Consider the following 24,979-nt stretch of genomic DNA (forward strand, 5'->3'; position numbering starts at 1 on the left):
GAGCACCATCGGCAGAACGCCCGATTCAGGCCCGGCAGGGCGACGGGACCAGGGGCACGTAGAGGCCCTCGCGCTCGGCCCGCACCGCAGCGAGCGTCCTCGTGGGTGCATCGAGCTTGACGAGGACGTGCTCGAGGTGGGCAGCGACCGTACGCGGGGCCACGACCAGCGCGCGGGCGATCTGCTGGTTGGAACACCCGTCGACCAGCAGCCCGAGCACCTCCAGCTCGCGCGGCGTCAGCCCCCGCAGGTGGGTCACGGGGGAGAGGACGACCGTTCCGAGCAGGCGTGCCGATGCTTCACCGGGAGCGGCCAGGACGGTCACGCGGACGTGCCCGTCCGGGGCATGGCGTCCTCCGCGGGGCCACAGGAAGGACGCGAACACCCGGCCGTCGTCGATGCACGAGCGCGCGATGCTGACGACGGGCGACCCCTCGGCGAGCAGTGCGTCGCCGTCGAGGCCGGGCAGTGGCCGGGTGGCACGATCGCGGCAGAGCACCATGCCTGCGGTCGCCCCCCGCACCAGCCGCGCTGCCGCGGCCATCGAGCGCAACGGGTCGATCCCGTGTGCCAGAACGGGAGTGAGCTGGTGCAACCGACGCCGCATGACCGGGGACGGCGGCTCCTTGCTGCTGAAGAGCAGCGCCAGGTGTCCGACGTGACGCTGCCCTCCGTCGAAAAGGGTGACGCCCAGGGCCTCGTGGAGGCCGGCCGGGATGAAGCACTCCGCCCACGTCGGCAGCTCTGCGGCCGGGTAGGGCAGGTCGGACGGACTCAGCGGTGCGCCGCGATGCTCCGGGCGACCGGGGGTGACCTGCGCGACGACGCCACCCTGGTGTGCCTGGACTGGTACGGGGGTCCTCCGCGGCGCCGCGACAGCGCGCACGGCGCGGACGCCGGCATCGCCTCCCCTGCGCGGTCCCTGCCGCACGAGCGCGGGTGACGGCGGCCCCGGCGTCAGGTGGTGGGGAACCGGGCCCACACGTGCTTGCGGTCGCCGGCGACGGTCCAGCCGCGGTCGGTGGTCAGGTGGGCCACCATGCGCAGGCCCATGCCGCCCAGCGCGGGGTCGCGGCCGACGGCGGGCTCGGGGCCGTGGTGCGGGTCGCCGTCGCTGACGTCGAGCAGGAGCCATCGATCGGTCCGGACGGCCAGCACCCGCACCGGCGCCCGGCCGTGCCGGAGTCCGTTGGAGGCCAGCTCGTCGACGGCGACGACCAGGTCGTCGACGACCGCCCCGTCCGGGGCGGACTCCCCGGCCCCGTCCGACACCCAGGCCCGCAGCCGCGCGCGCACGGTCCGCAGCTCCGCCGGACGGGTGACCTCCGACTCGTAGTGGGGTCCCGTGGTCTCGGGACGCGGCCGTCGAGGCCAGAGCTCTCGGTCCATCTCCCCGTCCCGTCCGACTGTGTCGCGGGGACGGTTCCCCGTCCTCGGCCCCGCGAACCGGCCGGTTCCTCCTCGCACCCGGCGGCCCCTCACCGGAGCGCCGGGACACCCGCGAGGGGGAGAGGTGCCGCAGGTGCTTGCGCGGGTCGGCACACTCGCGGGGTGATCGAGAGCGCCGACGCCGCCGGGACGACCGCCCGCGTCCCCCCCGTGCCGGTGCCCCACGGGTCGGACGGCAGGGGACCCGTGCCCGCGCCGTCCGACGACGCCCTGCTGGTGCCCGGCGAGACCTGCTGGCGCATCGAGCGCGCCGACCGGCACGCCGTCTTCGTCGACGCCGCCGACTACTTCGCCACGCTCAAGCGGGCCGTGCTCCGGGCCGAGCGCCGGGTGCTGTTCATCGGGTGGGACTTCGACCCGCGCATCCGGCTGGACCCGCGCGCCCCCGGTCCCGCCCGCGAGGACCGCCTCGGACGGGTCCTCGAGCGCGCGGTGGCCGCCAACCCGCGGCTGGAGATCGGCGTGCTGCAGTGGGACCTCGGCATGGTCGTCGCCCTGACCCGGCGGATGGCCCCGCTCGTGCTGCTCGACCGCCGCACGCCCGACCGGCTGCGTCTCACCGTCGACACCCACCACCCGATCGGCGGCGCGCACCACCAGAAGATCGTCGTCATCGACGACTGCCTGGCCTTCGCCGGCGGCATCGACGTCACCGCCGACCGCTGGGACACCCCCGAGCACCGCACCCGGCACCCGCTGCGCCACCGGCCGCACTCGACCCGGCTGCGCGGCCCGTGGCACGACGTCACCAGCCTGGTGTCCGGGCCGGCGGCGCGGGCCATCGGCGACCTCGCCCGGGAGCGGTGGGAGAGCGGCACCGGCGACCACCTGGAGCCGGTCACCGACGTCGAGGCGTGCTGGCCGGACGACGTCGAGCCGTTCCTCACCGACGTCGACGTCGCCGTCTCCCGGACCCGCCCCGAGCACGGCGGCACCGAGCTGGTGCACGAGATCGAGCTGCTGTGGCTCGCCGTCATCGCCGCCGCCCGGCGGACCGTCTACATCGAGACCCAGTACTTCGCCAACCGCCGCATCGCCGAGGCCATCGCCGAGCGGCTGCAGGAGGAGGACGGGCCGGAGTTCGTCGTCCTCAACCCCCGGACGGCCGCCGCCTGGCTCGAGGTCAAGGCGATGGACACCGCCCGCGCCAAGCTGCTCGACCTGGTGCGCCGCGCCGACCGGTACGACCGGTTCCGGCTGATGGTCCCCGTCACCGAGGAGCGCCGGCCGGTGTACGTGCACGCCAAGGTGACCTGCCTGGACGACCGGCTGCTGCGGATCGGCTCGTCCAACCTCAACAACCGGTCGATGGGCCTGGACACCGAGTGCGACGTGTCGATCGAGGCCCGCACCGGCGACCCGCGCGAGCACGAGGTCCGGGCCGCGGTGCTCGCGCTGCGCCACCGGCTGCTCGGCGAGCACCTGGGCGTGGACGCCGACGAGGTGGCCGCCGCCGTCGAGCGCTGCGACGGGTCGCTGGTGCGCGCGATCGACTCTCTGGTGCGGCCGGTCGGGCGCTCGCTGGTGCCCTTCGAGCCGCCCGAGCTCGACCCGGTCGAGCGACTGCTCGCCGAGACCGAGCTGCTCGACGCCGAGCACACCCCCGACCGCTGGCGCCGGGTCAAGCAGGCCTTCGCCGGCCGCCGCCGTCGCCAGCGGGGCTGAGGCCGCCCCGCAGGACGACAGGGCCGAGGTCGGTGCGGTAGGACGAGGGGGTGGACGGCGGCAGGCCCCTCCTCGACCTCCTCGCGGCGCCCTCCAGCGCGGCCGCGCACTGGCCGGGCCAGGAGCGGGCCTGGGCGGCGCTGGAGGCGGCCGGCCTGCCCGGCGCGCTGGGGCGGGGGGTCCGCGTGCGGGAGCTCTTCGCACCCGCCCGGTGGACGGCGGGTCGCGCGCCCGCGGGCCGGGTGCGGGACGCCGCGCGGGTGGCCGCGGGCCTGGCCGCCGTCCGCGACGCCGCCGGTGCTGCGCTGCGGGAGGGCCGGCTGCCGGTGGTGGTCGGCGGCGAGTGCACCACCACCGTCGGGCTCGTCGCCGGCGCCCGTGCCGCGGGGCTCCGGCCGGGGCTGGTCTACGTCGACGGCGGGGTCGACCTGCGCACCCCGGCCGACAACCCCACCGGCGTCGGCGACTCCATGGCGCTCGCCCACGTGCTCGCGCTGCCCGGGTGCGAGGAGGACCTGCTCGCCGTCGGGCCGGTGCGGCCGCTGCTCGAGGCGGCGGAGGTGCGCGCGGTGGGCGTCCGCCCGGTCGAGCCGGACGCCACGACCGCGGCACGGATCGGCCTGGTGTGCACCCCGGCCGACCGGGTGGCCGCCGACCCGGAGGGCGCGGCGGCCGCGGCGGTGGCGGCCGTCTCCGGCGGCGACGGCCACCTCGTCCACCTCGACGTCGACGTCGTCGAGTTCCTCGACCTGCCGCTGGCCGACGTCCCCGACCACGGGCAGGGGCTGGCGCTCGACGTCGTCGCCCGGCTGCTGCGCCGGCTGTGCGCGGACCCGGGGCTCCGCGGGCTGTGCGTCACCGAGGTCAACCCCGACCACGCCGCGGGGCCGGGCGACGTCGGCCAGCTCGTCCGGGTGCTCGCCGACGCCCTCGCCTGACGTCGCCGACGTCTCGTTCCCGCGGCAGCGCGCCGGGTAGGTGCCGCCCATGGGCTCCGCGACCTTCGACTTCACCGGCTCCGTCGTCCTCGTCACCGGCGGCGGCTCGGGCATCGGCCTGGCCATCACGCGCGCGTTCCTCGACGCCGGCGCGACCGTGGCGGTCACCGGCCGCCGGCGCGACCGGCTGGAGGCCGCGCTCGCCGGCGTCCCCGCGGAGCGTGCCGCGGCCCTGCCGGCCGACGTCTCCGACCCCGCCCAGGTGCGGCAGGTGGTCGCCGACGTCGTCGACCGGTTCGGCCGGCTCGACGTCGTCGTCAGCAACGCCGCCGGCTACGAGACCGGCGAGCTGACCGACCTGCCCGACGACGCCTGGGAGCGGCTGCGCGCCACCAACGTCGACGCGTTCTTCCACCTGGCCAAGGCCGCCCTGCCGCACCTGGCGGGCTCCGGCGGCAACCTCGTGTCGGTCTCCTCGGTGTCGGGGCTGCGCGGCGACTGGGGCCAGGCGGCCTACAACGCCACCAAGGCCGCGGTCACCAACTTCGTGCGCTCGCTGGCGCTGGACTGGGGGAGCAGGGGCGTGCGGCTCAACGCCGTCGCGCCGGCCTTCACCCTCACCGAGCTCACCGCGGGCGTCGGCCGCGACGAGGCCTCGCTGGCACCGTTCCGCGACCGGATCGCGCTCGGCCGGCCCGGCGAGCCGGACGACGTCGCCCCCGCCGTGCTCTTCCTCGCCAGCGACGCCGCCCACTACGTCACCGGCGCGGTGCTGCCGGTCGACGGCGGCACCAGCGCCTCCACCGGCCAGCCGCACGGCTGAGCGTGGGCGTCCGACCGGCCGGTGGCCGGGCTCGCCCACCTCGCCCGCGGCCTGGTCGTGTCCGCGACGGGGTCGACGGCGGTCACCCGCCCCCCACCCGACGGCCGCGGTCGAGTTGCGCCGCGCCGCGGGCGGGTAGGGGAGGTCGCACCCACCGACGGGAGGACCTGCGATGACCGACGAGCTGCCCGGCGACCTCTACGACTACGAGTCCCTGCTGGGTGAGGACGAGCGCAAGGAGCTGCTGGGCATCCGGCGCTTCCTGCACGAGGAGGTCCGGCCGCGGGTCAACGAGTCGTGGGAGACCGCCACCTTCCCGATGGACCTCATCCCGCGGTTCGCCGAGGAGGGGATGGTCGGGCGCAGCTACGACCTGGAGCACCGGCCGCGGGCCTCCCGCCTGTTCACCGGCTTCATCTCGCTGGAGGCCTCCCGGGTCGACCCGTCGATGGCGACCTTCCTCGGGGTGCACAACGGCCTGTCGATGGGGTCGATCGTGCTGCTGGGCTCCGACGAGCAGCGGGCGCGTTGGGTGCCCGACATGGTGTCGCTGCAGAAGATCGGCGCCTTCGCGCTGACCGAGCCGCACGGCGGGTCCGACGTCGCCCAGGGCCTGGAGACCACCTGCCGCCGCGACGGCGACGAGTGGGTCGTCGACGGCGCGAAGCGGTGGATCGGCAACGGGACCTTCGCCGACGTCGTCGTGGTCTTCGCCCGCGACGTGGCCGACGACCAGGTGAAGACCCTGGTCGTGGAGAAGGGCACCCCCGGCTTCACCGCGACCAAGATGGAGGGCAAGTACGCCCTGCGCACGGTGCAGAACGCCGACCTGGTGTTCGAGGGCTGCCGCGTGCCGGCGGAGAACAAGCTCGCCGAGGGCAACTCCTTCCGCGACGTCAACCGGGTGCTCAAGCTGACCCGCGGCGGCGTCGCGTGGAACGCGGTCGGCTGCCAGATGGGCGCCTTCGAGGCGGCGATCGCCTACGCGAGGGAGCGGCGGCAGTTCGGCCGGCAGATCGCCGGCTTCCAGCTGATCCAGGACCTGCTCGCCCGCATGGCCGGCAACGTGACCGCCAGCCTGGGCATGGCGGTGCGGGTGTCGCAGCTGCAGGAGGAGGGCGTCTTCCGCGACGAGCAGGCGGCGCTGGCCAAGGCCTTCGTCACCGGCCGCGCGCGCGAGACCGTGGCGCTGGCCCGCGAGCTGTTCGGCGGCAACGGGATCCTGCTGGAGAACGACGTGGTGCGGTACTTCGCCGACGCCGAGGCGCTGTACTCCTACGAGGGCACCCGCGAGATCAACAGCCTGATCGTGGGCCGCGCGCTCACCGGCGTGAGCGCCTTCGTCTGAGGGCCGCCGACCGGCGGACGGCGTCCCCGGACGCCACCGCGCCCCGCCGGGAGTTCCCGGCGGGGCGCGGTGGGTGGTGTCCTCCCGGGCGGGAGGGCCGTGCTCAGTAGGTGCTGCTCGTGCCGGACGTGCTGCTGGAGCTGCTGCCGGTCTGGCTCTGCACGGTGTCGCGGGACTGCTGGGCCTGGCCCTGCACGTCCTGCGCGGCCGACTGGCCCTCCTGCTTGACCGTCTGGGCGGCGTCCTGGGCGGTGCCCTTGACCTCCTGGACGGCCTGCTCGGCGGCCGGCCGGAGCTGCTCGCCGACCTCCTGCGCGGCCTGCTTGGCCGGCTGCAGCAGCTCGTCCTTGTGCTCGCGCACGGCGGCCTCGGCCTGCTGGGCCAGCTGCTTCTCCCGCTCGGAGGCGGGCAGCAGGCTGGAGACCAGCCAGCCGACGCCGAAGGCGATCAGCCCGGCGGCCAGGGGGTTGCCCTGCGTCTGGCGGACCACCGCGTCGGGGGCCTGCTGGACGGCGTGGGCGGCCTGCGAGGCGGCGTCCTGCACGGTGCCGGCCGCGTTGCTCGCCGCGCCCTGCACCGAGCCGACCGCGTTCTGCGCGGTGCCCTGCACCGAGCTCATCGCGCCCTGCGTGGTGCCGCGGGCCGAGGAGCGCGTGTCGTGGGCCGAGCCCATGACACGGTCCTTGACGTTGGCGAAGCGGCCCTTGGCCGAGGCCATGCGCCGGTCGACCACGCGGGCGGGGTTGACCTTCTCGTTGAGGGCGTCGACGTCGTAGCTGAGCTCGCGCCGAGTGTCCTCGATCTGTCGCCGGATGACGTCCGGGTCACTGCTGCTGGTCATGTCTGCTCCAGGGAGGGGAGGCGGCCGCAGCCGCGGGGTCAGTTGGGCTTGAGGGCGCCGGGGACCTGCTGGAGGGTGTCCACGGTCCGCTCGGGCTTGGGGTTGACCTGCCGGAACTTCTTGCGCCCGATCACGAAGGCGATGGCGCCGATGACGCCCCAGAGGACCGCCACGATGAGCGCGGCCAGGCCGGCGTCCATGACGTTCTCCAGCGCCCACCACAGGGCGAAGGAGAGGAACAGCAGCACCATGTAGCCGGCGAAGCCCGCCGCACCGAACGCGCCCGCGCCCTGGCCCGCCTTCTTGGCCTCGACCGTGAGCTCGGCCTTGGCCAGCGCGAGCTCCTGGCGCATGAGCACCGAGAGGTCCGTGGTGACCTCGCTGATGAGCTGGCCCACCGAGGTGCCCTCGACGTCGGGGCGACCGGTCTCGGTCATCGGGGTGCCGCGCTCACCGGCGTGGGCGCCGTAGCCCTGGTCGTAGGCCGAGGACTGCTCGTAGCCCGTGGTCTGCTCGTAGCCGGCGTAGCCCTGTTCGGCGGTCGGCGGCACGGCGTAGTTGGCCTGCGGCGGCTCGGGCGGGTAGCCGGAGCCGGAGCCGCCCACCGGCGTGGCGCCGGAGTAGGGGGAGCTCACGGTCAGACCCCCGTCCCCGGGCGGCGGGTCGGGTCGTCCCAGCCGGCGGGCGCGGCCGGCGGCACGACGCTGCCCTCGGGCGGGACCGTGCCGTACGGCGGCGGGGGCAGCGGGGCGCCGGTGGTGGCCGCCGACTGGCCGTAGCCGCTCGTCGTGGTCTCGTAGCCGGTGGTGGTGGTCTCGTAGCCGGAGTAGCTCGGCGCCGGGTCCACGTAGTTGCCCTGCGGGTAGGTGTTCTGCGCCTGCGCCAGGTGGGCCGCGGAGTGCCGCGACGAGCCGGTGTCGTCGGTGTGCGCGGCCTTGACGCCACTGGTCAGCCGGCCGGCGAGCACGCCGGCGAGGGCGGCGCCGAGCAGGAAGGTGCCCGGCTTGCGGCGGGCGAAGGAGCGGACCTCGTCGAGCAGGTCGGCCGGCTCGCGGTTCTGCAGGAAGGAGGCGAACTCCTCGACCCTGCCGGCGCCCTGCTCGATCAGGTCACGGGCCGGGCCGGGGGCCGGGGCGTTGCCGGCGACCATGCCGCGCAGCTGCTCGGCCAGGCTCGACAGGCTCTGGCCGGCCTTCTGCTGCTGCGTGACGGCCTGCTGGCGCACCTGGGTGCGGCCCTGCTCGACCAGGCTCCGTGCCTGGTAGCGGGTCTCGGCGACGACGTTCTTCGCCTGGTCCGCGGCGGTCGAGGCGACCTGGCTGCCGGCCTCCTTGGCCGTCTGGCCGACGTTGCGGGCCTCGTCCTTGGCCACGTCGGTGGTCGAGGGGGAGCCGGTGCTGGTCGAGGTCGTACTCGTGTCCCCGTAGCCGGTCGCGCCCGAGGAGGGCGGCGGCGGGAGGGGGGCGTCGATGGAGTGGGTCATCGTTCCTCCTGAGTGGATCTCGGTCGGGGCTGGCGCTACCCAGTTGGCGATCACCCACACATCCCGGCGACGGTCGTCGCCGGTTCGTGTGCAGGTCAGCGCGGGTCCGGGGGAGCGGGCGCAGCCGGTCGGGCGCGGTGCGGAGAGGTGGCCGGGCGGCTGGTCCGGGGACCGTCCGCGGCGCCGGCCACGCTGCCGTTCCCGCTGGCCAGCGCCTACCCGGACGGTCGGGTCCGGAAACGGCACCGGAGCTCCCGGTCGTGACGAGTAAGGTGAGCCTTCCCTGATCTCGAGGAGCAGCCATGGCCGACGACCGCCCCCGCCGCAGGCGGACGCCCCGCACCGGGACCGTCCTGCGCACCACCCGGGTGACGCCGCACACCGTCCGCGTCGTCCTCGGCGGCGACGGGCTGGCCGGGTTCGCCCCCGAGCACGCCGACTCCTACGTCAAGCTGCTCTTCCCGCCGCCCGGCGCGCCCTACGGCGCGCCCTTCGACGTCGACGACGTCCAGGCACGGTTGCCGCGCGAGCAGTGGCCGGTCACCCGCACCTACACGGTGCGCTCCTGGGACGCCGACGCCGGCGAGCTGACCGTCGACGTCGTCCTGCACGGTGACGAGGGCGTCGCCGGCCCCTGGGCCGCGGCGGCCCGGCCGGGGGAGACGCTGCAGCTGTTCGGACCCGGTGGTGCCTACTCGCCGGCCGCCGACGCCGACTGGCACCTGCTCGCCGGCGACGAGACGGCGCTGCCGGCCATCGCCGCCGCGCTCGAGGCCCTGCCCGCCGGCGCCCGGGCCGAGGCGTTCGTCGAGGTCGACGGCCCCGAGGAGGAGCAGGACCTCGCCACCGGCCCCGGCGTGACGCTCACCTGGGTGCACCGCGGCGCGGCGCCGGGCGTGGCGCTGGTCGCCGCCGTCTGCGGCGCGGACCTGCCCGCGGGCGACGTCCACGCGTTCGTGCACGGCGAGGCCGGCGCGGTCCGCGAGCTGCGGCGCTTCCTGCGCACCGGCCTGGGCGTGCGGCCGGAGCGGATGTCGGTGTCGGGCTACTGGCGGCTGGGCCGCACCGAGGACCGGTGGCAGGCCGAGAAGCGCGAGTGGAACGCCGCGGTCGAGGCCGAGGAGCAGGGCCTGACCGTCGCCTGGTGAAGGATCCTCCTGCCCCCCGCCACTCGCAGGCTCGCGGCGGGCCCCTGCAGGAGGGCCGCGCCTCAGGGGGACCAGGGGAACCGCGGCGGGCGGCGCTCGGTGAACGCGGCCACGCCCTCGGCGAGCTCGCCGCTGGCCGCCGTCTCCCGGTACCAGCGCGCCGCCAGCTCCTCGACGGCGTCGTCGTCCCGGCCGGCGGCCAGCGCCGCGACGACCTCCTTGGCCGCCCGCTGGCTCAGCGCGGAGCGGGAGGCGAGCACCTCGGCGAACCGGCGCACCTCCCCGGCCAGGTCGCCGGCGGGCAGCAGCCGGTCGACCAGGCCGGTGCGCAGCGCGGCCTCGGCGTCGAGCAGCTCGCCGGAGTACAGCAGGTAGCGGGCCGTCGCCGGGCCCACCAGTTGCACCAGCTGCCGCACCGAGGTCGGGGTGAAGACGATGCCGACCCGGGCCGGGGTGACGCCGAAGACGCCGGTCGGGTCGGTGAAGCGCAGGTCGCAGCAGGTGGCCAGCTCGACGCCGCCGCCGATGCAGTGCCCGCGCACCATGGCGATGGTCGGGCGGGGGAAGTCGCGCAGCGCCGCCTGCGCGGCGAGGTTGTCCCGCCGCAGCTGGGCCATGGGGTCCGCGCTGTCGGGCCCGCCGAGCAGGTCGCCGATGTCGGCGCCGGCGCAGAAGGTCGGGCCGGCGCCGGTCACCACCAGCACCCGCACGGCCGGGTCCTCGGCCAGCCCGGCCAGCACGCCGGGCAGCGCGGCCCACATGCCGGCGGTGAGCGCGTTGCGCTTCTCCGAGCGGTCGATCGTGAGGACGGCGACCGCGCCGTCGCGGGTGACCTTCAGGTGCTCCGGCACGGCTCAGCCCAGGTCGTCGGTGGCGAAGGTGTCGCACTGCGCCGGGTCACCGGTCTCGTACCCGGTGAGGAACCAGCGCTGGCGCTGCTCCGACGAGCCGTGCGTGAAGGTGTCCTGGTCCACGGTGCCTCCGCCGAGGTTCGCCTGGATGAAGTCGTCGCCGATCCGGCCGGCGGTGTCCAGGGCGCGGTCGACGTCGTCCTGGGTGATCTCCTCGATCAGCGGTGCGCCCGAGGCGTCGGGCACGGTCTCCGCGTGGTGGGCCCAGGCGCCGGCGTAGCAGTCGGCCTGCAGCTCCAGCCGCACGGTGCCGCTGGTCGGGCCGGTCTCACCGGGCGTCACCAGCCGGTTGGCGCCCAGCAAGTTCTGCACGTGGTGGCCGTACTCGTGGGCGAGCACGTAGGCGTTGGGGAACGCCCCGCCCTCGGCGCCGAACTGCGAGCGCAGCGTGTCGAAGAACGACAGGTCGATGTACACCAGCGAGTCGGCCGGGCAGTAGAACGGGCCCGAGCCGCTGGTGGCGCCGCCGCAGCCGGTGGGCGTCTGGCCGGAGAAGTAGATGGTGTCGGTGGGCACGTACTGCGCGCCGAGCTCCTGCGACCAGTAGTCCTGGATGGAGTCGATGTCGGCGACCACGGCGCACTCGACCGAGTCGTTGGCGTCACCGGTCTCGTCGCAGGACTGCTCGAGCGCGGCGTTGTCGGCCGTCTCGCCCTCGCGCAGCCCGGCCAGCGCCCCGAGGGCCGCGCCGCTGCCGCCCCCGCCGAGGACCTGGAACAGCACGACGACGAGGACGCCGACCAGCCCGAGCCCGCCGCCGCCGACGGCCAGCCCCCGGCCGCCGCCCAGGCCGCCCCCGCGCCGACGGTCCTGGACGTGCGACGTGTCGAGCCGCCCGCCCTCCCTGTACCGCATGGTGTCGCCGTCCTCCCCGCTCCGGTCCGCGGACCGACGGTGCCACCGGCTCCGCGGCGCCGCGACCCGGGCCCGCCCGGACCCCGGGGGCTCAGCGGCGCCGGCGGCGGGTGCCGAACAGGCCGCGGGTGAGCTCGCGGCCCAGCGCCGAGGCCGCCGAGCGCGCGAAGGAGCGGAACACCGGGGAGCCCATGACGTCGGCGAGCACGCCGCCGTCCTCGGGCTCCTCGGCTCGCCCGCGCCGTCGCCGGGGCGCCGGCTCCTCCCGCGGGACCGGCTCCGCCCGCGGTGCCGCCGGCGGGGGCGCGAGCCGGGCGGCGAGCAGCTCGCGCGCCGACTCGCGGTCGACGGCGGTGCCGTAGCGCGGCTGCAGCGGCGAGGCGGCCACGGCCGCGGCCATCTCCCCCGCCGGCACGGCGCCCATGCCGGCCCGCGGCGCCCGGAGCACCGTCCACGCCAGCGGGGTGGGTGCGCCGCGCTCGGACAGCACGGTGACCGCCGCCTCGCCGGTGCCCAGCGACGTGAGCAGGCCGGCCACGTCGTCGTAGACGTCGCTGCGGGGGAACGTCCGGACCGTCTTCTTCAGCGCGTCGGCGTCCTCGGGCGTGAAGGCGCGCAGCGCGTGCTGCACCCGGTTGCCCAGCTGGCCGAGCACGTCGGAGGGGACGTCGGTGGGCTGCTGGGTGACGAGGAAGACGCCGACGCCCTTGGACCGGATCAGCCGCACGGTCTGGGTGACCGCGGTGAGGAAGGCCTTGCTCGCGCCGCGGAAGAGCAGGTGCGCCTCGTCGAGGAAGAAGACCACCTTCGGCCGGTCGAGGTCGCCCACCTCGGGCAGCTGCTCGAACAGCTCGGCGAGCAGCCACACCAGGAAGGTGGAGAACAGCGCCGGCCGGTCGGCGACGGCCGGCAGCTCGATGGCGCTGATGACGCCGCGGCCGTCGGGCGCGGTGCGGATGAGGTCGTCGGGGTCGAAGGCGGGCTCGCCGAAGAACACGTCGCCGCCGAGGTCCTCCAGCGCCACGAGCTCGCGCAGGACCACCCCGGCCGTCGCCTTGGACAGCCCGCCGAGGCCGGCCAGCTCCTCCTTGCCCTCGGGGCTGGTCAGCCAGGTGAGCAGCGCGCGCAGGTCGGCCAGGTCGAGCAGCGGCAGGCCGGCGGCGTCGGCGTGGTGGAAGACCAGGCCCAGCGAGCTCTCCTGGGTGGCGTTGAGGTCGAGCACCTTGCTGAGCAGCACCGGGCCGAAGTCGGTGACCGTGGCCCGCACCGGCACGCCGGTGCCCAGGCCGCCGAGGGCCAGGTACTCGACGGGGAACCCGGTGGGCTGCCAGGGGTCGCCGGTGTCGGCCGCGCGCCGGCTCACCCGCTCGCCGGCCTCCCCGGGCCGGGCCAGGCCCGCCAGGTCGCCCTTGAGGTCGGCCAGCACGACCGGCACCCCGGCCGCCGACAGCTGCTCGGCCATGAGCTGCAGCGTCCGGGTCTTGCCGGTGCCGGTGGCCCCGGCGATGAGGCCGTGCCGGTTGAGCACCGACAGCGGCAGCCGCACCTGCGCGTCCGGGTGGGTCCGCCCGCCGGCGTGCACGGCGCCGAGGTCGAGGGCCGGGCCCTCCACGGCGTAGCCGGCCGCGATGCGGGCCGCGGCGGCCGCGGCGTCGTCGTCGGGTGTCGGGGTGGCACTGGGCTGGCTCACGCCGGCGACCGTAGCGACGGTGGGTCTCAGGCGCGCTCCGCCGGCTCCGCGGCGGTGTGCGGGTCGGCGTCGGGCTGGTCGCGCAGGAACAGGTACCAGTACGACGTGCCGACGAACACGACCGCGCCGACCAGGTTGCCGGCACCGGCCAGCAGCCAGTTGGTCAGGGTGTCGCCCCAGTTCGCGCCCTCGACGCCGGCGAACACCGCCGCGGGCAGGAAGAACATGTTGGCGACGACGTGGTCGAAGCCCATCGCGACGAAGGCCATGACCGGGAAGAAGACCGCCAGGATCTTGCCCGAGACGCTCGAGGACGCCAGCGACATCCACACCGCCAGGCAGACCAGCCAGTTGCACCCGACGCCCCGCAGGAACGTCTCCCACGCGGTGTGGTGGGTCTTGCCGTCGGCGATCTCCGCCAGCCGGGCGAAGGTCAGTCCCGCACTGCCGGTGCTCTCCGGGTCCCCGATCACGCCGGTGGAGACGGCGAGGAAGTAGGCGACGAACAGCGCGCCGAGCAGGTTGCCCAGCAGCACCAGCGTGAGGTTGCGGACGACGTCGCCGAGGCCGAGCTTGCCGTTCATCGCCCCCAGCGGGACCAGCATCATGTTGCCGGTGGCCAGGTCGGACCCGGCGATCAGCACGAGCACCAGGCCGAGGGTGAAGGCCGCGCCCATGAACAGCGTGGGCAGCGTGCCCCAGGTCTCGGCGGCCAGCCCCGAGGACACGGTGATCGCGACCAGCGCCCCGAAGGAGATGTAGGCGCCGGCGAGGAAGGCGCTCACCAGCACCCGGTCCCAGGTGCGGTGCACCTTCTTGGCGCCGGTGGAGCTGGCGACCCGTGCGATCTCGGCGGGCTCCTTGGCGGTCATCGCGCCTCCCCGGGGACTCGGCGTCGCCCCGGACGCTAGCGGTACGGGATCGTCCGCGCCGCCCGGGGACGATCGCGGGGCGGGCATGGCCCTAGGGTCGGGGCGTCCACCGAGCCGGGAGGGGTCCATGGCGTTCTCGAACCGGGTGCGCGGCGCCCTGACCACGACGGTCCTGGCGACCGCCGCCACCGGCTTCCTCGCCGGCTGCGGCACCGAGGACGAGGAGGAGCAGGTCGCCTACTGCACCAACGAGGACGGCGAGATCGTCGACGACGACTACTGCGACGACGACTACCGCGGCGGCGGCGGGCTGTTCTTCCTCTACCTCGGCGCCTTCCGCCCCGGCCTGCCGGTCGGCACCGTGCTGCCCGCCGGCGGCACCCGCGTGAACCCCGCGGACACCGCGGCCCGGCAGCGCTACGGGCTGCCCGGCACCGGCAAGGTCACCGGCGGCCAGCGGGTGACCGGCGGGATCGGCTCGGGCGCCGGCGGCTCGGGCTCCGGCTCCTGAGCCGTGCGGCGCGTCGAGGGCGGTGTCGTCCGGCCCGGGTGGGAGGCCGAGGTCGAGGCCCAGGGGCTGGTCTACAACCGGACCCACCTGCCCGGCGGTGAGGTGCGCAGCTACTGGCGCGAGGGCCCCTTCTACGACTTCACCTCCGCCGAGGTCGCCCGGCTGGAGGGCTGGGTGGCCCAGCTCTTCGAGATGTGCGTGGCCGCGGGCGACCACGTCGTCGAGCACGACCTGTTCGACCGGATGGGCATCCCGCTCATCGCCCGCTCGGGCATCCGCACCACCTGGGAGACCGAGCCGCCCAGCGTCTACGGCCGCTTCGACCTGCGCTACGACGGCTCCGGCCCGCCGAGGCTGCTGGAGTTCAACGCCGACACCCCGACCGGGCTGGTCGAGTCGGCGGTCACCCAGTGGAACTGGCACCTGTTCACCGGGCAGGGCCGCGACCAGTGGAACGCACTGCACGAGAAGCTGGTCGCCGCCTGGCAGCGCAACCTCACCCGGTGGGAGCGGCGCACCGGCGTCCGCCCGCGGGTGCACCTGGCGTGGACCAGCGAGGAGACCTCCGGCGAGGACCGGATGACCGTCGCCTACCTCATGGACACCGTCGTGCAGGCCGGGTACGAGGCGGTCGAGCTGGTGGTCGAGGACATCGCGCTCGACGACGGCGACGGCCGCTTCTACGACCCGCAGGGCCGCCACCTCGACGTCGTCTTCAAGCTCTACCCCTGGGAGTGGCTGATCGAGGACGAGTTCGGCGCCGCCGTCCTCGCCGACGCCGCCCGGCCCGGCGGCACCACCTGGGTCGAGCCGGTCTACAAGATGCTGTGGAGCACCAAGGCGCTGCTGCCGGTGCTGTGGCGGCTCTTCGGCGGCGACCCGGTGCTCTCCCCGCTGCTGCTGCCCGCCTACTTCGCCGACGAGATGCCGTCCAGCTGGCGGGACTACGTGCGCAAGCCGCTGTGGGGCCGCGAGGGCGCCAACGTCGAGATCGTCCGCGACGGCCAGGTGGTCACCGCGATGCCGGGCCGGTACGGCACCGAGGGGTTCGTCGTCCAGGAGCTCGCGGAGCTGCCGGACTTCGCCGGCGTCGACGGGCCGCACCACCCGGTGCTGGGCGCCTGGGTGGTCGACGGCGAGCCGGCCGGCCTCGGCATCCGCGAGAGCGACGGCCTGATCACCGACAACCTCAGCTTCTTCGTGCCGCACACCATCGACCACTCCGGCCGGTAGGTCAGCAGCGAGATCCCGGAGCGGAAGGTGCGGCTCCCGGTGGCGCGCAGCCGCACGTCGACGCCGTCGGGGAACAGGCGCCGGCCGCGACCGAGCACCCGCGGGAAGACGAACAGCCGGTACTCGTCGACCAGTCCCGCGCCGATCAGCGCGTGGCACAGCCGGATGCTGCCGGTCACCCCCACCTCGCCGTCCCGGGCGGCCACCAGCCGGCGCACCTCCTCGACCGGGTCGCCGGACAGCACGGTGGTGTCCGGCCAGCCGGGGTCGGTGAGCGTGCGCGACACGACGGCTTTCTCGACCGCGTCGAGGTGCGCGGAGATGCCGGTGGTGTCGCCGGTCTGCCGCGGCCAGTAGCCGCGCAGGTCCTCGAAGGTGCGCCGCCCGACGAGGAACACCGTCTGGGCGGCCATGTGCTCGCGGACGACGGCGAGCTGGTCGCCGGCGTCCGCCTCCTGCGTGGCGAACCAGTCGCCGAGCACCTCGGCGACGCCGTCGACGGTGACGTCCTGGGTGACGACCAGGCGACCCACGGGACTCCTCTGTCGGGGGGCGGGGACAGGGGAGACCGGGGCGGCGGCGAGGAGTCATCGGTCCTACGGTCGGGCACATGCCACTCGAAGGGGAGTACGAGCCCAGCTCGCAGCAGTGGGTGCGCGAGCAGGTGGAGCGCTACGAGGCCACCGGGGGCCGGGAGGCCAACACGCTGCTCGACACCGGCCTGCCCGTGGTGGTCTTCTCCACGCGCGGGGCGCGGACCGGCAAGGTCCGCAAGCAGCCGCTCATGCGGGTGGAGGAGGGCGGCGTCTACGCGATGGTGGGCTCGCAGGGTGGGGCGCCGAAGGACCCTGCCTGGGTGGCCAACCTGCGCGCGCACCCCGACCAGGTGACCGTCCAGGACGGCCCGGAGCCGTGGGACGGCGTCGCCCGGGAGATCACCGGCGAGGAGAAGGCGCTGTGGTGGGAGCGCGCGGTTGCCGCCTACCCGCCCTACGCCGAGTACCAGCGCAAGACCGACCGGGTCATCCCGGTGTTCCTCGTCGAGCGCAGGTCGTGACCCCCGGCACGTCGACTCAGGCAAGGCTGCCCTAAGTTTCTCTCCGGTCGCCGGACGGTCCGGCGACCGGAGGGAGGGCGAGGGTGCTCTGGGGACGGCGGGGACCCGCCATGGTGACGGGTGCGGTGCTCGGCGCGCTGGCGCTGGGCGGGTGCGGGGGCACCGGTGAGGCGGCCGAGGCGGTGCCCGCGGAGGAGACCCGCACCGTCGAGCACGCGATGGGGGAGAGCGAGGTCGCCGGCACCCCCGAGCGGGTCGTCGTCCTCGACACCGGTGAGCTCGACGCGGCGCTCGCCCTCGGCGTCACCCCGGTGGGCGCGGTCCGCACCGACGTCAGCGAGGCGCTGCCGGCCTACATCGAGGACGCCGGGGTCGAGGCCGCCGACATCACGACCGTGGGCACCATCGCCGAGCCCGACCTGGAGGCGATCGCGGCGCTCGAGCCCGACCTGATCCTGTCCAACCAGGTGCGCCACGAGGACCTCTACGAGCAGCTCGCCGCGATCGCGCCGACGGTGTTCGCCGAGTCCATCGGGGAGAGCTGGCAGGAGAACCTGCTGCTCGCGGGGGAGGCGCTGGGCCGCCCCGACGACGCCCGGGCGCTGCTCGACGAGTACACCGCGCGGGCCGAGGAGGTCGGCGGGCTCTACGGCGACCCGGCGGCCACCGAGGTGAGCGTCGTGCGCTTCCTCGACGGCACGCTGGTCCGGCTCTACGGCGAGGGCTCGTTCATCGGCTCGGTCCTCGCCGACGTGGGCTTCGCCCGGCCGGAGCTGCAGCGCACTGCCGAGACCTTCGTCGAGGTCTCGCCCGAGCAGATCACCTCCGCCGACGGCGACCTGCTGTTCCACGCGGCCTACGGCGCGGACGGCTCGGCGGCCGCCGACCAGGTCACCGCCGGTCCGCTGTGGGGCGCGATCCCCGCCGTGCAGGAGGGGCGCGCCGTCGAGGTCAGCGACGACCGCTGGTTCCTGGCGCTGGGCCCGATCGGTGCCGACCTGGTGCTCGACGACCTCGAGGAGCTCGCGGGCCGGCTCTGAGGCAGCCGCCGTCCGGCCTCCGGGGGCGTTCCTCGCGCTCCCGGGGTCCGGCAGCACCCCCAGTGCACGAGCAACGCCCCTGGAGGGCGCGCTCGGGGTCGCCGTCCGACCCCGGTGGCGGGGACGTGACCCGCGTCAGAACCCGACGACGGCGTGCGGGGTGTAGGGCTCCTCGAGGCGGGCGACCTCGTCGTCGGTGAGACGCAGGTCCACCGCGGCGACCGCGTCGTCGAGGTGCGACTCCCTCGTCACCCCGACGATCGGGGCGGTGACCACCGGCTTGGCCAGCAGCCAGGCCAGCGCCACCTGCGCCCGCGGGACGCCGCGCTCGGCGGCGACCTCCGCGACCCGCCCGACGATCGCCCGGTCGCTGCGCTCGTCGTAGAGGCGGCTGCCGAACCGGTCGTTGGCCGAGCGGTGCGTCGTCTCGTCCCAGTCGCGGGTGAGCCGGCCGCGGGCCAGCGGGCTCCACGGGAGGACGCCGATCCCCTGGTCGGCGCACAGCGGGAGCATCTCCCGCTCCTCCTCGCGGTTGAGCAGGTTGTAGTGGTCCTGCATCGACACGAACCGGTGCCAGCCGCGCTCGCCGGCGGTGTGCAGCGCCTTGCCGAACTGCCAGGCCCACATGCTGCTGGCGCCCAGGTAGCGCACCTTCCCCGACCGCACGCACGCGTCGAGTGCCTCGAGGGTCTCCTCGATCGGCGTGGCGGGGTCCCAGCGGTGGATCTGGTACAGGTCGACGTGGTCCACCTGCAGCCGGCGCAGGCTCGCCTCGAGCTCCCGCAGGATCGCCACGCGGGACAGGCCACCGCCGTTGGGGCCGGGCCGCATCCGGCCGTGCACCTTGGTGGCCAGCACGACGTCGTCCCGGGTGGTGAACTCGCGGATCGCCTTCCCGGTGATCTCCTCGCTGGAGCCGCCCGAGTAGACGTTCGCGGTGTCGAGGACGGTGACGCCTGCCTCGAGCGCCTTCCGGACCAGCGGCATCGCCTCGTCCTCGGGGAGGCTCCACGGCGTCGCCCCGCGCCCGGGTTCGCCGAAGCTCATCATCCCGAGGCAGATCCGCGAGACCTCCAGGCCGGTGGCGCCCAGGCGCAGGTACTCCATGCCCCCACCCTTCCCCGGTGACCCCGGGGTCGCCTCCCGGCGGCGAGCGCTCAGGGCAGGACGGCGGCCAGCTCCCCGACGCGGTCGGCCACGCCCTCGGGGAACGCGGTGAACGGCTCGGCCTCGACCCGGCGGCGGGCGCCCGTGCCGGTCCACCGCCAGGTGCCCACCGCCCGCCCGCCGACCACGACCGTGGACCGGAAGACCCCGTTGCCACCCGGGACGATGCGGTCGGCGAACTCCGGCGGCACCGTGCAGGAGCGGTCGGCGTAGCCCAGGACGACCTCGTCGAAGCCGGGGAGCAGGTGCAGACCCTCGGCCTCCGCGCGGCAGGCGGCCAGCCGCTCGGGCACCTCCGGGTCCAGGAACGCCTCGGTGCCCTCGACGTCGACGGTTCCCAGCCGGTCGCGCACGAGCGCGAGGCCCGCCCGCGCGTCGCGCACCGTCGTCCCGGCCCAGCGGACCAGGTCGGCGACCGTCGCCGGGCCGTGCCCGGTGAAGAAGCGCAGCGCGAGCTCGGCCAGTGCCTCCTCGCCGGCGAGCCGGCGGGGCGCGCGCACCCACTCGTCGAGCAGCACGAAGGCCTGGTCGGTGCCCTCGGTGGGGCCGAGGACGAGCGTGCCGGTCTGGGCGAGGAACCACAGCGAGTGGTAGCCCTTCTGCCCGGCGACGTCGCAGCCGCCGTCGGCCAGCGCGGCCAGCAGCTCCCGGCGGCCGAGCCGGCGGCCGCCGGACAGGGCGGCGACCGCCACCTCGCGGGCCCGCTCCAGGTCCTCGAGGGTGAGCCCGACGACGGCCCGCCGCTTCGCCGCCCCGGACAGCACGCGCTCGCCGAGCAGGTCGAGCAGCCAGGGCAGGTCCTCGGCGGCGGTCAGGTGCAGCGTGCCGCGCATCGGCCACGAGCGGACGACGTCCCCGGCGTCCAGCGCCGCCGTGACGCCGGCCCGCGACCGGCCGGCGGTCCGCAGCGCCACCGACGTCAGCGCGCCGGGCAGGTCCTGCCCCTGGACGGCGAGCAGCCCGCGGACGGCGGCCGCGGCGTCGGGGAACGGCGGGCCGGCCACCCGCTGGGCCACCAGCCGCAGCAGCGCGACCTCCCGGGACGACACGCGGGGCACGGTCATGCCCGCAGCCTGCCTCAGGGGGACGACGGCCGGCGCTCGCGGCGCACGTAGACCATGTCCTCGGCGTCGGGCTCGGTGGTCAGCGGGGTGAAGCCGGCGGCCGCGGCGGCGCCGAGGCTGGCGGCGTTGTCCGGCTCGATGCCCAGCACGAACAGCTCGACGTCGGCGGTCTCCGGGGCGTCCACCAGCGCCCGCAGGGTCGCGCTGCCGTACCCCTGCCCGCGGCAGCCCGGCGCGACGACGTACGCGGCGCCCATGCTGCGCCGCGGGTCGGCCGACACCACCCGCTCGCCCGCCGGGTCCCAGACGGTCCACCGGTCGTAGACGTCGCCCCCGACCTGCGCGACGAGACGGCCGTCGTCGTCGAGCGCGACGAAGGTGTGCGAGCGCAGCACCCGGCGGCCGCGGAACTCCTCCTCCCGCGCGGCGTTGCGCAGCGCGAGCTCCCGCTCGGGCCACTCCGGCCCGCCCAGCCGGCGCCGCGTGTCGGGGTCGTCGAACCAGGGGAGGACGGCGAGGAGGTGCTCGGGCTCGAACGGCACCAGCCGGACCGACGCGTCGGCGCTCACCGGTCCAGCCTGACCCGCCCGCCCGGAGGGTGCACGGGCTCGGGCGCTGCCACACTCGCGGGCGTGCGCGCCGAGGACTGGGACGCCCGCTACGCCGAGCGCCAGCAGTGGTCGGCCGACCCGAACGCGCTGGTCGCCGAGCTGCTGCGGGACCTGCCGCCGGGGACCGCGGTCGACCTGGCGGCGGGGGAGGGGCGGCACGCGCTGTGGCTGGCCGGCCGCGGCTGGCGGGTCACCGCCGTCGACTTCTCCGCCACCGGCCTGGCCCGCGGGCAGGCGCAGCCGGGCGCCGACCGGGTCACCTGGGTGACCGCCGACGTCACCGCCTGGGACGCCGCGCCCGCGTCCGCCGACCTGGTGCTCGTCGCCTACCTGCACCTGCCGGACCCGCCGATGACCGACGTGCTGCGCCGCGCGGTCGGCTGGCTGCGCCCGGGCGGGCGGTTCCTGCTGCTCGGCCACGACGTCGACAACCCCACCGCCGGCGTCGGCGGCCCGCAGGACCCGGCGATCCTGCACAGCACCGACCGGCTGGCGCCGGTGGCGGAGCTGCTGGACGTCGACCGGCTGGAGCAGGTGACCCGCGGGACACCGGCGGGCACCGCGCTGGACACCCTGCTGTGGGGACGGCGGCCGGCCGGTCCCGTCGGTGGCCGGCGGTAGCGTGCCGCCCGTGCTGGGGATGGGTGGGGCCGGCGGGCCGGGGGCCCGCCGCCGGCGGCGGCTGGTGGCCGCCGTGGTCGTGCTGGCGATGGTGCTGGCCACGGCCGCGACCGTGCTGTCCCTCCTGCTCGGGTGAGGAGGCCGTCGTGACCGACGCGATCGAGGAGTGGTTCGCCGCGGCCGGGCCGCGCGAGACGGAGCTGCGCCGGGTCGACGCGCTGGTGCGCGAGGCCGCACCCGGCCTGGACCGCGAGCTGGTCCCGGCCGGGTCGGGGACCGTGCTCGGCTACGGGCTGCTGCCCTACCGGCCGCGCTCGGCGAAGGAGACCACGCGGTGGCCGCTGGTGTCCCTCGCCGCGCAGAAGCGGCACCTGTCGCTGTACGTCTGCGCGGTCGTCGACGGCGCGTACCTGCCGGAGGCGCGCGCGGAGCGGCTCGGGCGGGTGTCGTGCGGACGCAGCTGCGTCCGGTTCACCTCCCTGGACCGTGTCGACGCCGGTGAGCTCGCCGCCCTGGTCCGGGAGGCCGCGGCCACGACCGCCGACCGCCGTAACGAGTTCTTCACCTGGTGACCGCCACCGGGTGGACCTTGGTCCCTGGTGCGCGCGCGGCGGGAACGCCAGGCTGGTTCCCGCTGTAACGAAACGAGAACGGACGAGAGGCCCCGCCCCCGCATGACCGCGACCGTCGAGTACACCGCCGCCGCCGACGCCTCCGTCGACGAGGCGGTCGCCCGCCTCGTGGAGGAGTTCCGCCCGCGGCTGCGACCGCAGGTCGTGGGCACGGTGGTCGCCTCGTGCCGGCGTGACCTCAGCGGCGTCCCGGTGACCGCGCTGCCCGAGATGGTCGAGCGGCTGGCCCGTACCCGTCTGCAGTCGGTCGCCTGAGCCCTCCCGCAACCCGCTTGCCCCCTCCCGGACGATGACCGGGTGGGATCGGTCGACGTGAGCGGGGTCCGGCACACGCTGCCGGACGGCCGGGTGCTGCTGGACGACGTCTCCTTCCGGGTGGGGGAGGGTGCCCGCGCGGCGCTGGTCGGCGAGAACGGCGCCGGCAAGACCACGCTGCTGCGGATCATCGCCGGCGACCTCGTCCCCGAGGCGGGGACCGTCGCGCGCAGCGGCGGCCTGGGCGTGATGCGGCAGTTCATCGGCTCGGTGCGCGACGACACCACCGTGCAGCGCTTCCTCGTCGACCTCGCCGCCCCCGCGGTGCGGGCCGCCTGGGACGCCGTCGAGGCCGCGGAGCTCGCCCTCATGGAGACCGACGACGAGCCCGCGCAGCTCGCCTACGCCGACGCGCTCGCGCAGTGGGGCGACGTCGGTGGGTACGACACCGAGGTCACCTGGGACACCGTGACCGTCGCCGCCCTGGGCGTGCCCTACGACCGGTGCAAGTACCGCGAGCTGTCGACGCTGTCGGGTGGCGAGCAGAAGCGGCTGGCGCTCGAGGCGCTGCTGCGCGGGCCGGAGCAGGTGCTGCTGCTCGACGAGCCGGACAACTACCTCGACGTGCCGGGCAAGCGCTGGCTCGAGCAGCGGCTGGGCGAGACCCGCAAGACGGTGCTGTTCGTCAGCCACGACCGCGAGCTGCTCGCGACCGTCGCCGACCGGGTGGTCACCGTCGAGGGCGGGACGGCGTGGGTGCACGGCGGCGGGTTCGCCGGCTACCCCGAGGCGCGCACGGCGCGGCACGAGCGGATGGCCGAGCTGCGCCGGCGCTGGGACGAGGAGCACCAGCGGCTGGTCGACCTGGTGCGCACGCTGCAGCAGCAGGCGGCCAACTCCCCGGACATGGCCAGCCGGTACCGGGCGATGCAGACCCGGCTGGCGAAGTTCGAGGCCGAGGGCCCGCCGCCGGAGAGGCCGCCGGAGCAGGAGGTCACCATGCGGCTGCGCGGCGGGCGCACCGGGGTCCGGGCGGTCGTGGCCGAGCAGCTGGAGCTGTCCGGGCTGATGCGGCCCTTCGACCTGGAGGTCTGGTACGGCGACCGGGTCGGCGTCCTCGGCGCGAACGGCGCGGGCAAGTCGCACTTCCTGCGGCTGCTGGCCGGCCAGGACGTCGCGCACTCGGGTGCGTGGCGGCTGGGTGCGCGCGTCGTCCCGGGGTTCTTCGCCCAGACCCACGCCCACCCGGAGTGGCTGGACCGGACGCCGGTCGACCTGCTCTGGCACGGCGAACCGGGCCGGCCGGGCGTGGACCGCGGCCGCGCCATGGCGGTGCTGCGCCGCTACGGGCTCACCCCCGTCGCCGACCAGCCCTTCCGCACCCTGTCCGGCGGTCAGCAGGCGCGGCTGCAGGTGGTGATGCTGGAGCTCTCCGGCGCGACGCTGCTGCTGCTCGACGAGCCGACCGACAACCTCGACGTCCTCTCCGCCGAGGCGCTGGAGGAGGCGCTGGCCGCGTTCGACGGCACGGTGCTCGCGGTGACCCACGACCGCTGGTTCGCCCGCTCGTTCGACCGGTTCCTCGTCTTCGGCGCCGACGGCCGGGTGTACGAGTCGGCCGAGCCGGTCTTCGACGAGGCACGGGTCGCCCGCGCCCGCTGAGCCGCGAGGGTCAGTGCGTCGTGGTGGCGGCCGCGCCGGAGTTCTTGCGCCGGTGCAGCGTGAGGCTCACGACCAGCACGACGAGGGCGCCGACGACGAGGCCCACCAGCGCACTGGCGAGCGTGTCGACCACCCACGCGAGGACGCCGCCCAGGGCGCCGGTGGCCTCGTGCACGGCCTCCTCCACGTGGTGCAGGGCGCCGTAGAGGGCGTGGAAGCCGAGCTCGTCGCTGCCCACCAGCAGGATGTGGCCGCCGACCCACAGCATCGCGGCGGTGCCGACCACGGTGAGGGCGGTGAGCAGCCGGGGCATCCCCTTCACCAGGCCGCGGCCGAGCCCGGCGACGCCCTTCTTCGACGACTGGGACAGCCGCAGCCCCGCGTCGTCCATCTTCACGATCAGCCCGACGACGCCGTAGACCAGGACGGTGATCAGCACCCCGACGACCGCGAGGATGACGGCGCGGGACCAGAAGCCCTCGCTGGCCACCTCGTTGAGCGAGATGACCATGATCTCCGCCGACAGGATGAAGTCGGTGCGCACGGCCCCGGTCACGATCGTCTTCTCGTCCGGCATCGCCTCCTCTGCCGACGCGTGCTCGTCGTGGCCGCCGTGGATCTTGTGCCACACCTTCTCGGCGCCCTCGTAGCACAGGTAGGCGCCGCCGACCATGAGGATCGGGGTGAGCAGCCAGGGCAGGAACTGGCTGAGCAGCAGGATCGCCGGGAGGATGATCAGCAGCTTGTTGCGCAGCGACCCGAGGGCGATCTTCCGGATGATCGGGATCTCGCGGTCGGCGGACAGGCCCTGCACGTACTGCGGGGTGACCGCGGTGTCGTCGACGACGACACCGGCGGCCTTCACGCTCGCCCGGCCGGCAGCGGCCCCGACGTCGTCGATGGAGGCAGCGGCGGCGCGCGCCAGCAGCGCCACGTCGTCGAACAGGGCCACGAGTCCACCGGCCACGGGAGGGTCCTTCCGCTCGGGCAGCACCGACGTGCTGCGCACCGTCATGGTGGTGGGTCGGGCCGTGCCCCGCGCGGGCGGGCGTCACACCTCCGTCAGGACGCCTTGACTGTCAGGTCCTCCTGACGGACGCTGG

General features: G+C 75.4%; 28 protein-coding genes and 1 pseudogene. 15 read left to right on the plus strand and 14 right to left on the minus strand.

Going from position 1 to position 24,979, the window contains the following annotated elements:
- Window positions 1–25: 25 nt before the first annotated feature.
- Window positions 26–544, minus strand: coding sequence for a helix-turn-helix transcriptional regulator (locus LY71_RS23945; RefSeq protein ID WP_245887652.1), 519 nt, complete (start codon window positions 542–544; stop codon window positions 26–28).
- A 246-nt stretch (window positions 545–790) separates the two neighbouring features.
- On the opposite strand from LY71_RS23945, the gene LY71_RS23950 reads away from it, so the two are divergent.
- Entirely contained in the window at window positions 791–943 is a 153-nt protein-coding gene (locus tag LY71_RS23950) for a hypothetical protein (protein ID WP_245887653.1), read from the plus strand.
- Window positions 944–957: 14 nt separating this feature from the next.
- On the opposite strand, the gene LY71_RS04170 is transcribed toward LY71_RS23950, so the two are convergent.
- Window positions 958–1,389 (minus strand): ATP-binding protein, encoded by a 432-nt coding sequence (locus tag LY71_RS04170; RefSeq protein ID WP_106275696.1) that lies wholly within the window; start codon window positions 1,387–1,389, stop codon window positions 958–960.
- A gap of 162 nt (window positions 1,390–1,551) precedes the next feature.
- Between LY71_RS04170 and LY71_RS04175 the strand changes: the two genes are divergently transcribed.
- The 4 genes from LY71_RS04175 (at window position 1,552) to LY71_RS04190 (ending at window position 6,223) form a co-directional block, all read left to right on the plus strand.
- Entirely contained in the window at window positions 1,552–3,114 is a 1,563-nt protein-coding gene (locus tag LY71_RS04175) for a phospholipase D-like domain-containing protein (RefSeq protein WP_245887655.1), read from the plus strand.
- 50 nt (window positions 3,115–3,164) lie between these two features.
- Window positions 3,165–4,052: an arginase family protein gene (locus LY71_RS04180; RefSeq protein WP_106275697.1), complete on the plus strand. Its 888-nt coding sequence runs from the start codon at window positions 3,165–3,167 to the stop codon at window positions 4,050–4,052.
- Window positions 4,053–4,101: 49 nt separating this feature from the next.
- Entirely contained in the window at window positions 4,102–4,875 is a 774-nt protein-coding gene (budC, locus tag LY71_RS04185) for a meso-2,3-butanediol dehydrogenase (RefSeq protein WP_106275698.1), read from the plus strand.
- A gap of 172 nt (window positions 4,876–5,047) precedes the next feature.
- Window positions 5,048–6,223, plus strand: coding sequence for an acyl-CoA dehydrogenase family protein (locus LY71_RS04190; protein WP_106275699.1), 1,176 nt, complete (start codon window positions 5,048–5,050; stop codon window positions 6,221–6,223).
- A 103-nt stretch (window positions 6,224–6,326) separates the two neighbouring features.
- On the opposite strand, the gene LY71_RS04195 is transcribed toward LY71_RS04190, so the two are convergent.
- Genes LY71_RS04195 through LY71_RS04205 form a run of 3 tightly spaced genes read right to left on the minus strand, consistent with a single transcriptional unit; the run spans window position 6,327 to window position 8,547 of the window.
- Window positions 6,327–7,064 (minus strand): DUF3618 domain-containing protein, encoded by a 738-nt coding sequence (locus LY71_RS04195; RefSeq protein ID WP_106275700.1) that lies wholly within the window; start codon window positions 7,062–7,064, stop codon window positions 6,327–6,329.
- Window positions 7,065–7,102: 38 nt separating this feature from the next.
- Complete coding sequence (locus LY71_RS04200) at window positions 7,103–7,699, minus strand: phage holin family protein (protein ID WP_211297133.1); 597 nt, start codon at window positions 7,697–7,699, stop codon at window positions 7,103–7,105.
- Window positions 7,700–7,701: 2 nt separating this feature from the next.
- Window positions 7,702–8,547, minus strand: coding sequence for a hypothetical protein (locus LY71_RS04205; RefSeq protein WP_106275701.1), 846 nt, complete (start codon window positions 8,545–8,547; stop codon window positions 7,702–7,704).
- A 302-nt stretch (window positions 8,548–8,849) separates the two neighbouring features.
- Here LY71_RS04205 and LY71_RS04210 point away from each other — a divergent pair, with 302 nt between their 5' ends.
- Entirely contained in the window at window positions 8,850–9,695 is an 846-nt protein-coding gene (locus LY71_RS04210; protein ID WP_106275702.1) for a siderophore-interacting protein, read from the plus strand.
- Between the two features lie 62 nt (window positions 9,696–9,757).
- Here the strand turns inward: LY71_RS04210 and LY71_RS04215 are convergent, their stop codons facing one another.
- From LY71_RS04215 to LY71_RS04230, 4 genes are all read right to left on the minus strand, one after another.
- The gene (locus tag LY71_RS04215; RefSeq protein WP_106275703.1) at window positions 9,758–10,546 is read right to left on the minus strand and encodes an enoyl-CoA hydratase/isomerase family protein; all 789 of its coding nucleotides are present in this window, start codon (window positions 10,544–10,546) and stop codon (window positions 9,758–9,760) included.
- Between the two features lie 3 nt (window positions 10,547–10,549).
- Window positions 10,550–11,461, minus strand: coding sequence for a KPN_02809 family neutral zinc metallopeptidase (gene ypfJ / locus LY71_RS04220; RefSeq protein ID WP_106275704.1), 912 nt, complete (start codon window positions 11,459–11,461; stop codon window positions 10,550–10,552).
- A 91-nt stretch (window positions 11,462–11,552) separates the two neighbouring features.
- Window positions 11,553–13,151, minus strand: a complete 1,599-nt coding sequence (locus LY71_RS04225) for a helicase HerA-like domain-containing protein (RefSeq protein ID WP_106275705.1) — start codon at window positions 13,149–13,151, stop codon at window positions 11,553–11,555.
- A gap of 26 nt (window positions 13,152–13,177) precedes the next feature.
- Entirely contained in the window at window positions 13,178–14,023 is an 846-nt protein-coding gene (locus LY71_RS04230) for a formate/nitrite transporter family protein (RefSeq protein WP_106275706.1), read from the minus strand.
- A 127-nt stretch (window positions 14,024–14,150) separates the two neighbouring features.
- Between LY71_RS04230 and LY71_RS04235 the strand changes: the two genes are divergently transcribed.
- A complete protein-coding gene (locus tag LY71_RS04235) occupies window positions 14,151–14,534 on the plus strand; it encodes a hypothetical protein (protein WP_106275707.1) in 384 nt (127 codons plus the stop codon).
- A gap of 3 nt (window positions 14,535–14,537) precedes the next feature.
- A complete protein-coding gene (locus LY71_RS04240; protein WP_106275708.1) occupies window positions 14,538–15,767 on the plus strand; it encodes a glutathionylspermidine synthase family protein in 1,230 nt (409 codons plus the stop codon).
- Window positions 15,768–15,790: 23 nt separating this feature from the next.
- Here LY71_RS04240 and LY71_RS23955 read toward each other — a convergent pair.
- Window positions 15,791–16,300: pseudogene (locus LY71_RS23955) on the minus strand (dihydrofolate reductase family protein); the annotation flags it as partial.
- A gap of 77 nt (window positions 16,301–16,377) precedes the next feature.
- On the opposite strand from LY71_RS23955, the gene LY71_RS04250 reads away from it, so the two are divergent.
- Together LY71_RS04250 and LY71_RS04255 are read left to right on the plus strand one after the other, a co-directional pair.
- Window positions 16,378–16,824 (plus strand): nitroreductase family deazaflavin-dependent oxidoreductase, encoded by a 447-nt coding sequence (locus LY71_RS04250; RefSeq protein ID WP_106275709.1) that lies wholly within the window; start codon window positions 16,378–16,380, stop codon window positions 16,822–16,824.
- A 110-nt stretch (window positions 16,825–16,934) separates the two neighbouring features.
- Entirely contained in the window at window positions 16,935–17,864 is a 930-nt protein-coding gene (locus LY71_RS04255; RefSeq protein ID WP_106275710.1) for an ABC transporter substrate-binding protein, read from the plus strand.
- A 135-nt stretch (window positions 17,865–17,999) separates the two neighbouring features.
- On the opposite strand, the gene LY71_RS04260 is transcribed toward LY71_RS04255, so the two are convergent.
- From LY71_RS04260 to LY71_RS04270, 3 genes are read right to left on the minus strand one after another with little or no spacing between them, the layout of a single operon-like run.
- Entirely contained in the window at window positions 18,000–18,971 is a 972-nt protein-coding gene (locus LY71_RS04260) for an aldo/keto reductase (protein ID WP_106275711.1), read from the minus strand.
- Between the two features lie 50 nt (window positions 18,972–19,021).
- Window positions 19,022–20,095 carry a winged helix DNA-binding domain-containing protein gene (locus LY71_RS04265; RefSeq protein WP_106275712.1) on the minus strand — a complete coding sequence of 358 codons (1,074 nt, stop codon included), beginning with the start codon at window positions 20,093–20,095 and terminating at the stop codon, window positions 19,022–19,024.
- 14 nt (window positions 20,096–20,109) lie between these two features.
- On the minus strand, window positions 20,110–20,664 hold the full coding sequence (locus LY71_RS04270) for a GNAT family N-acetyltransferase (protein WP_170121210.1): 555 nt from the start codon (window positions 20,662–20,664) through the stop codon (window positions 20,110–20,112).
- A 63-nt stretch (window positions 20,665–20,727) separates the two neighbouring features.
- On the opposite strand from LY71_RS04270, the gene LY71_RS04275 reads away from it, so the two are divergent.
- The 5 genes from LY71_RS04275 to LY71_RS04290 all read left to right on the plus strand — a co-directional run bounded on the left by LY71_RS04275 (window position 20,728) and on the right by LY71_RS04290 (window position 23,876).
- A complete protein-coding gene (locus tag LY71_RS04275) occupies window positions 20,728–21,327 on the plus strand; it encodes a class I SAM-dependent methyltransferase (protein WP_106275714.1) in 600 nt (199 codons plus the stop codon).
- A 10-nt stretch (window positions 21,328–21,337) separates the two neighbouring features.
- The gene (locus LY71_RS24380) at window positions 21,338–21,463 is read left to right on the plus strand and encodes a hypothetical protein (RefSeq protein WP_280139226.1); all 126 of its coding nucleotides are present in this window, start codon (window positions 21,338–21,340) and stop codon (window positions 21,461–21,463) included.
- 10 nt (window positions 21,464–21,473) lie between these two features.
- Window positions 21,474–21,899, plus strand: a complete 426-nt coding sequence (locus tag LY71_RS04280; protein ID WP_106275715.1) for a DUF1801 domain-containing protein — start codon at window positions 21,474–21,476, stop codon at window positions 21,897–21,899.
- Window positions 21,900–22,001: 102 nt separating this feature from the next.
- The gene (locus LY71_RS04285) at window positions 22,002–22,214 is read left to right on the plus strand and encodes a three-helix bundle dimerization domain-containing protein (RefSeq protein ID WP_106275716.1); all 213 of its coding nucleotides are present in this window, start codon (window positions 22,002–22,004) and stop codon (window positions 22,212–22,214) included.
- A gap of 42 nt (window positions 22,215–22,256) precedes the next feature.
- Window positions 22,257–23,876, plus strand: a complete 1,620-nt coding sequence (locus tag LY71_RS04290) for an ABC-F family ATP-binding cassette domain-containing protein (RefSeq protein ID WP_106275717.1) — start codon at window positions 22,257–22,259, stop codon at window positions 23,874–23,876.
- Between the two features lie 10 nt (window positions 23,877–23,886).
- On the opposite strand, the gene LY71_RS04295 is transcribed toward LY71_RS04290, so the two are convergent.
- Window positions 23,887–24,843: a DUF808 domain-containing protein gene (locus tag LY71_RS04295; protein ID WP_106275897.1), complete on the minus strand. Its 957-nt coding sequence runs from the start codon at window positions 24,841–24,843 to the stop codon at window positions 23,887–23,889.
- Window positions 24,844–24,979: the final 136 nt, after the last annotated feature.

The sequence above is a fragment of the Geodermatophilus tzadiensis genome (assembly GCF_003002915.1).
In the GTDB taxonomy this organism is placed as follows: domain Bacteria; phylum Actinomycetota; class Actinomycetes; order Mycobacteriales; family Geodermatophilaceae; genus Geodermatophilus; species Geodermatophilus tzadiensis.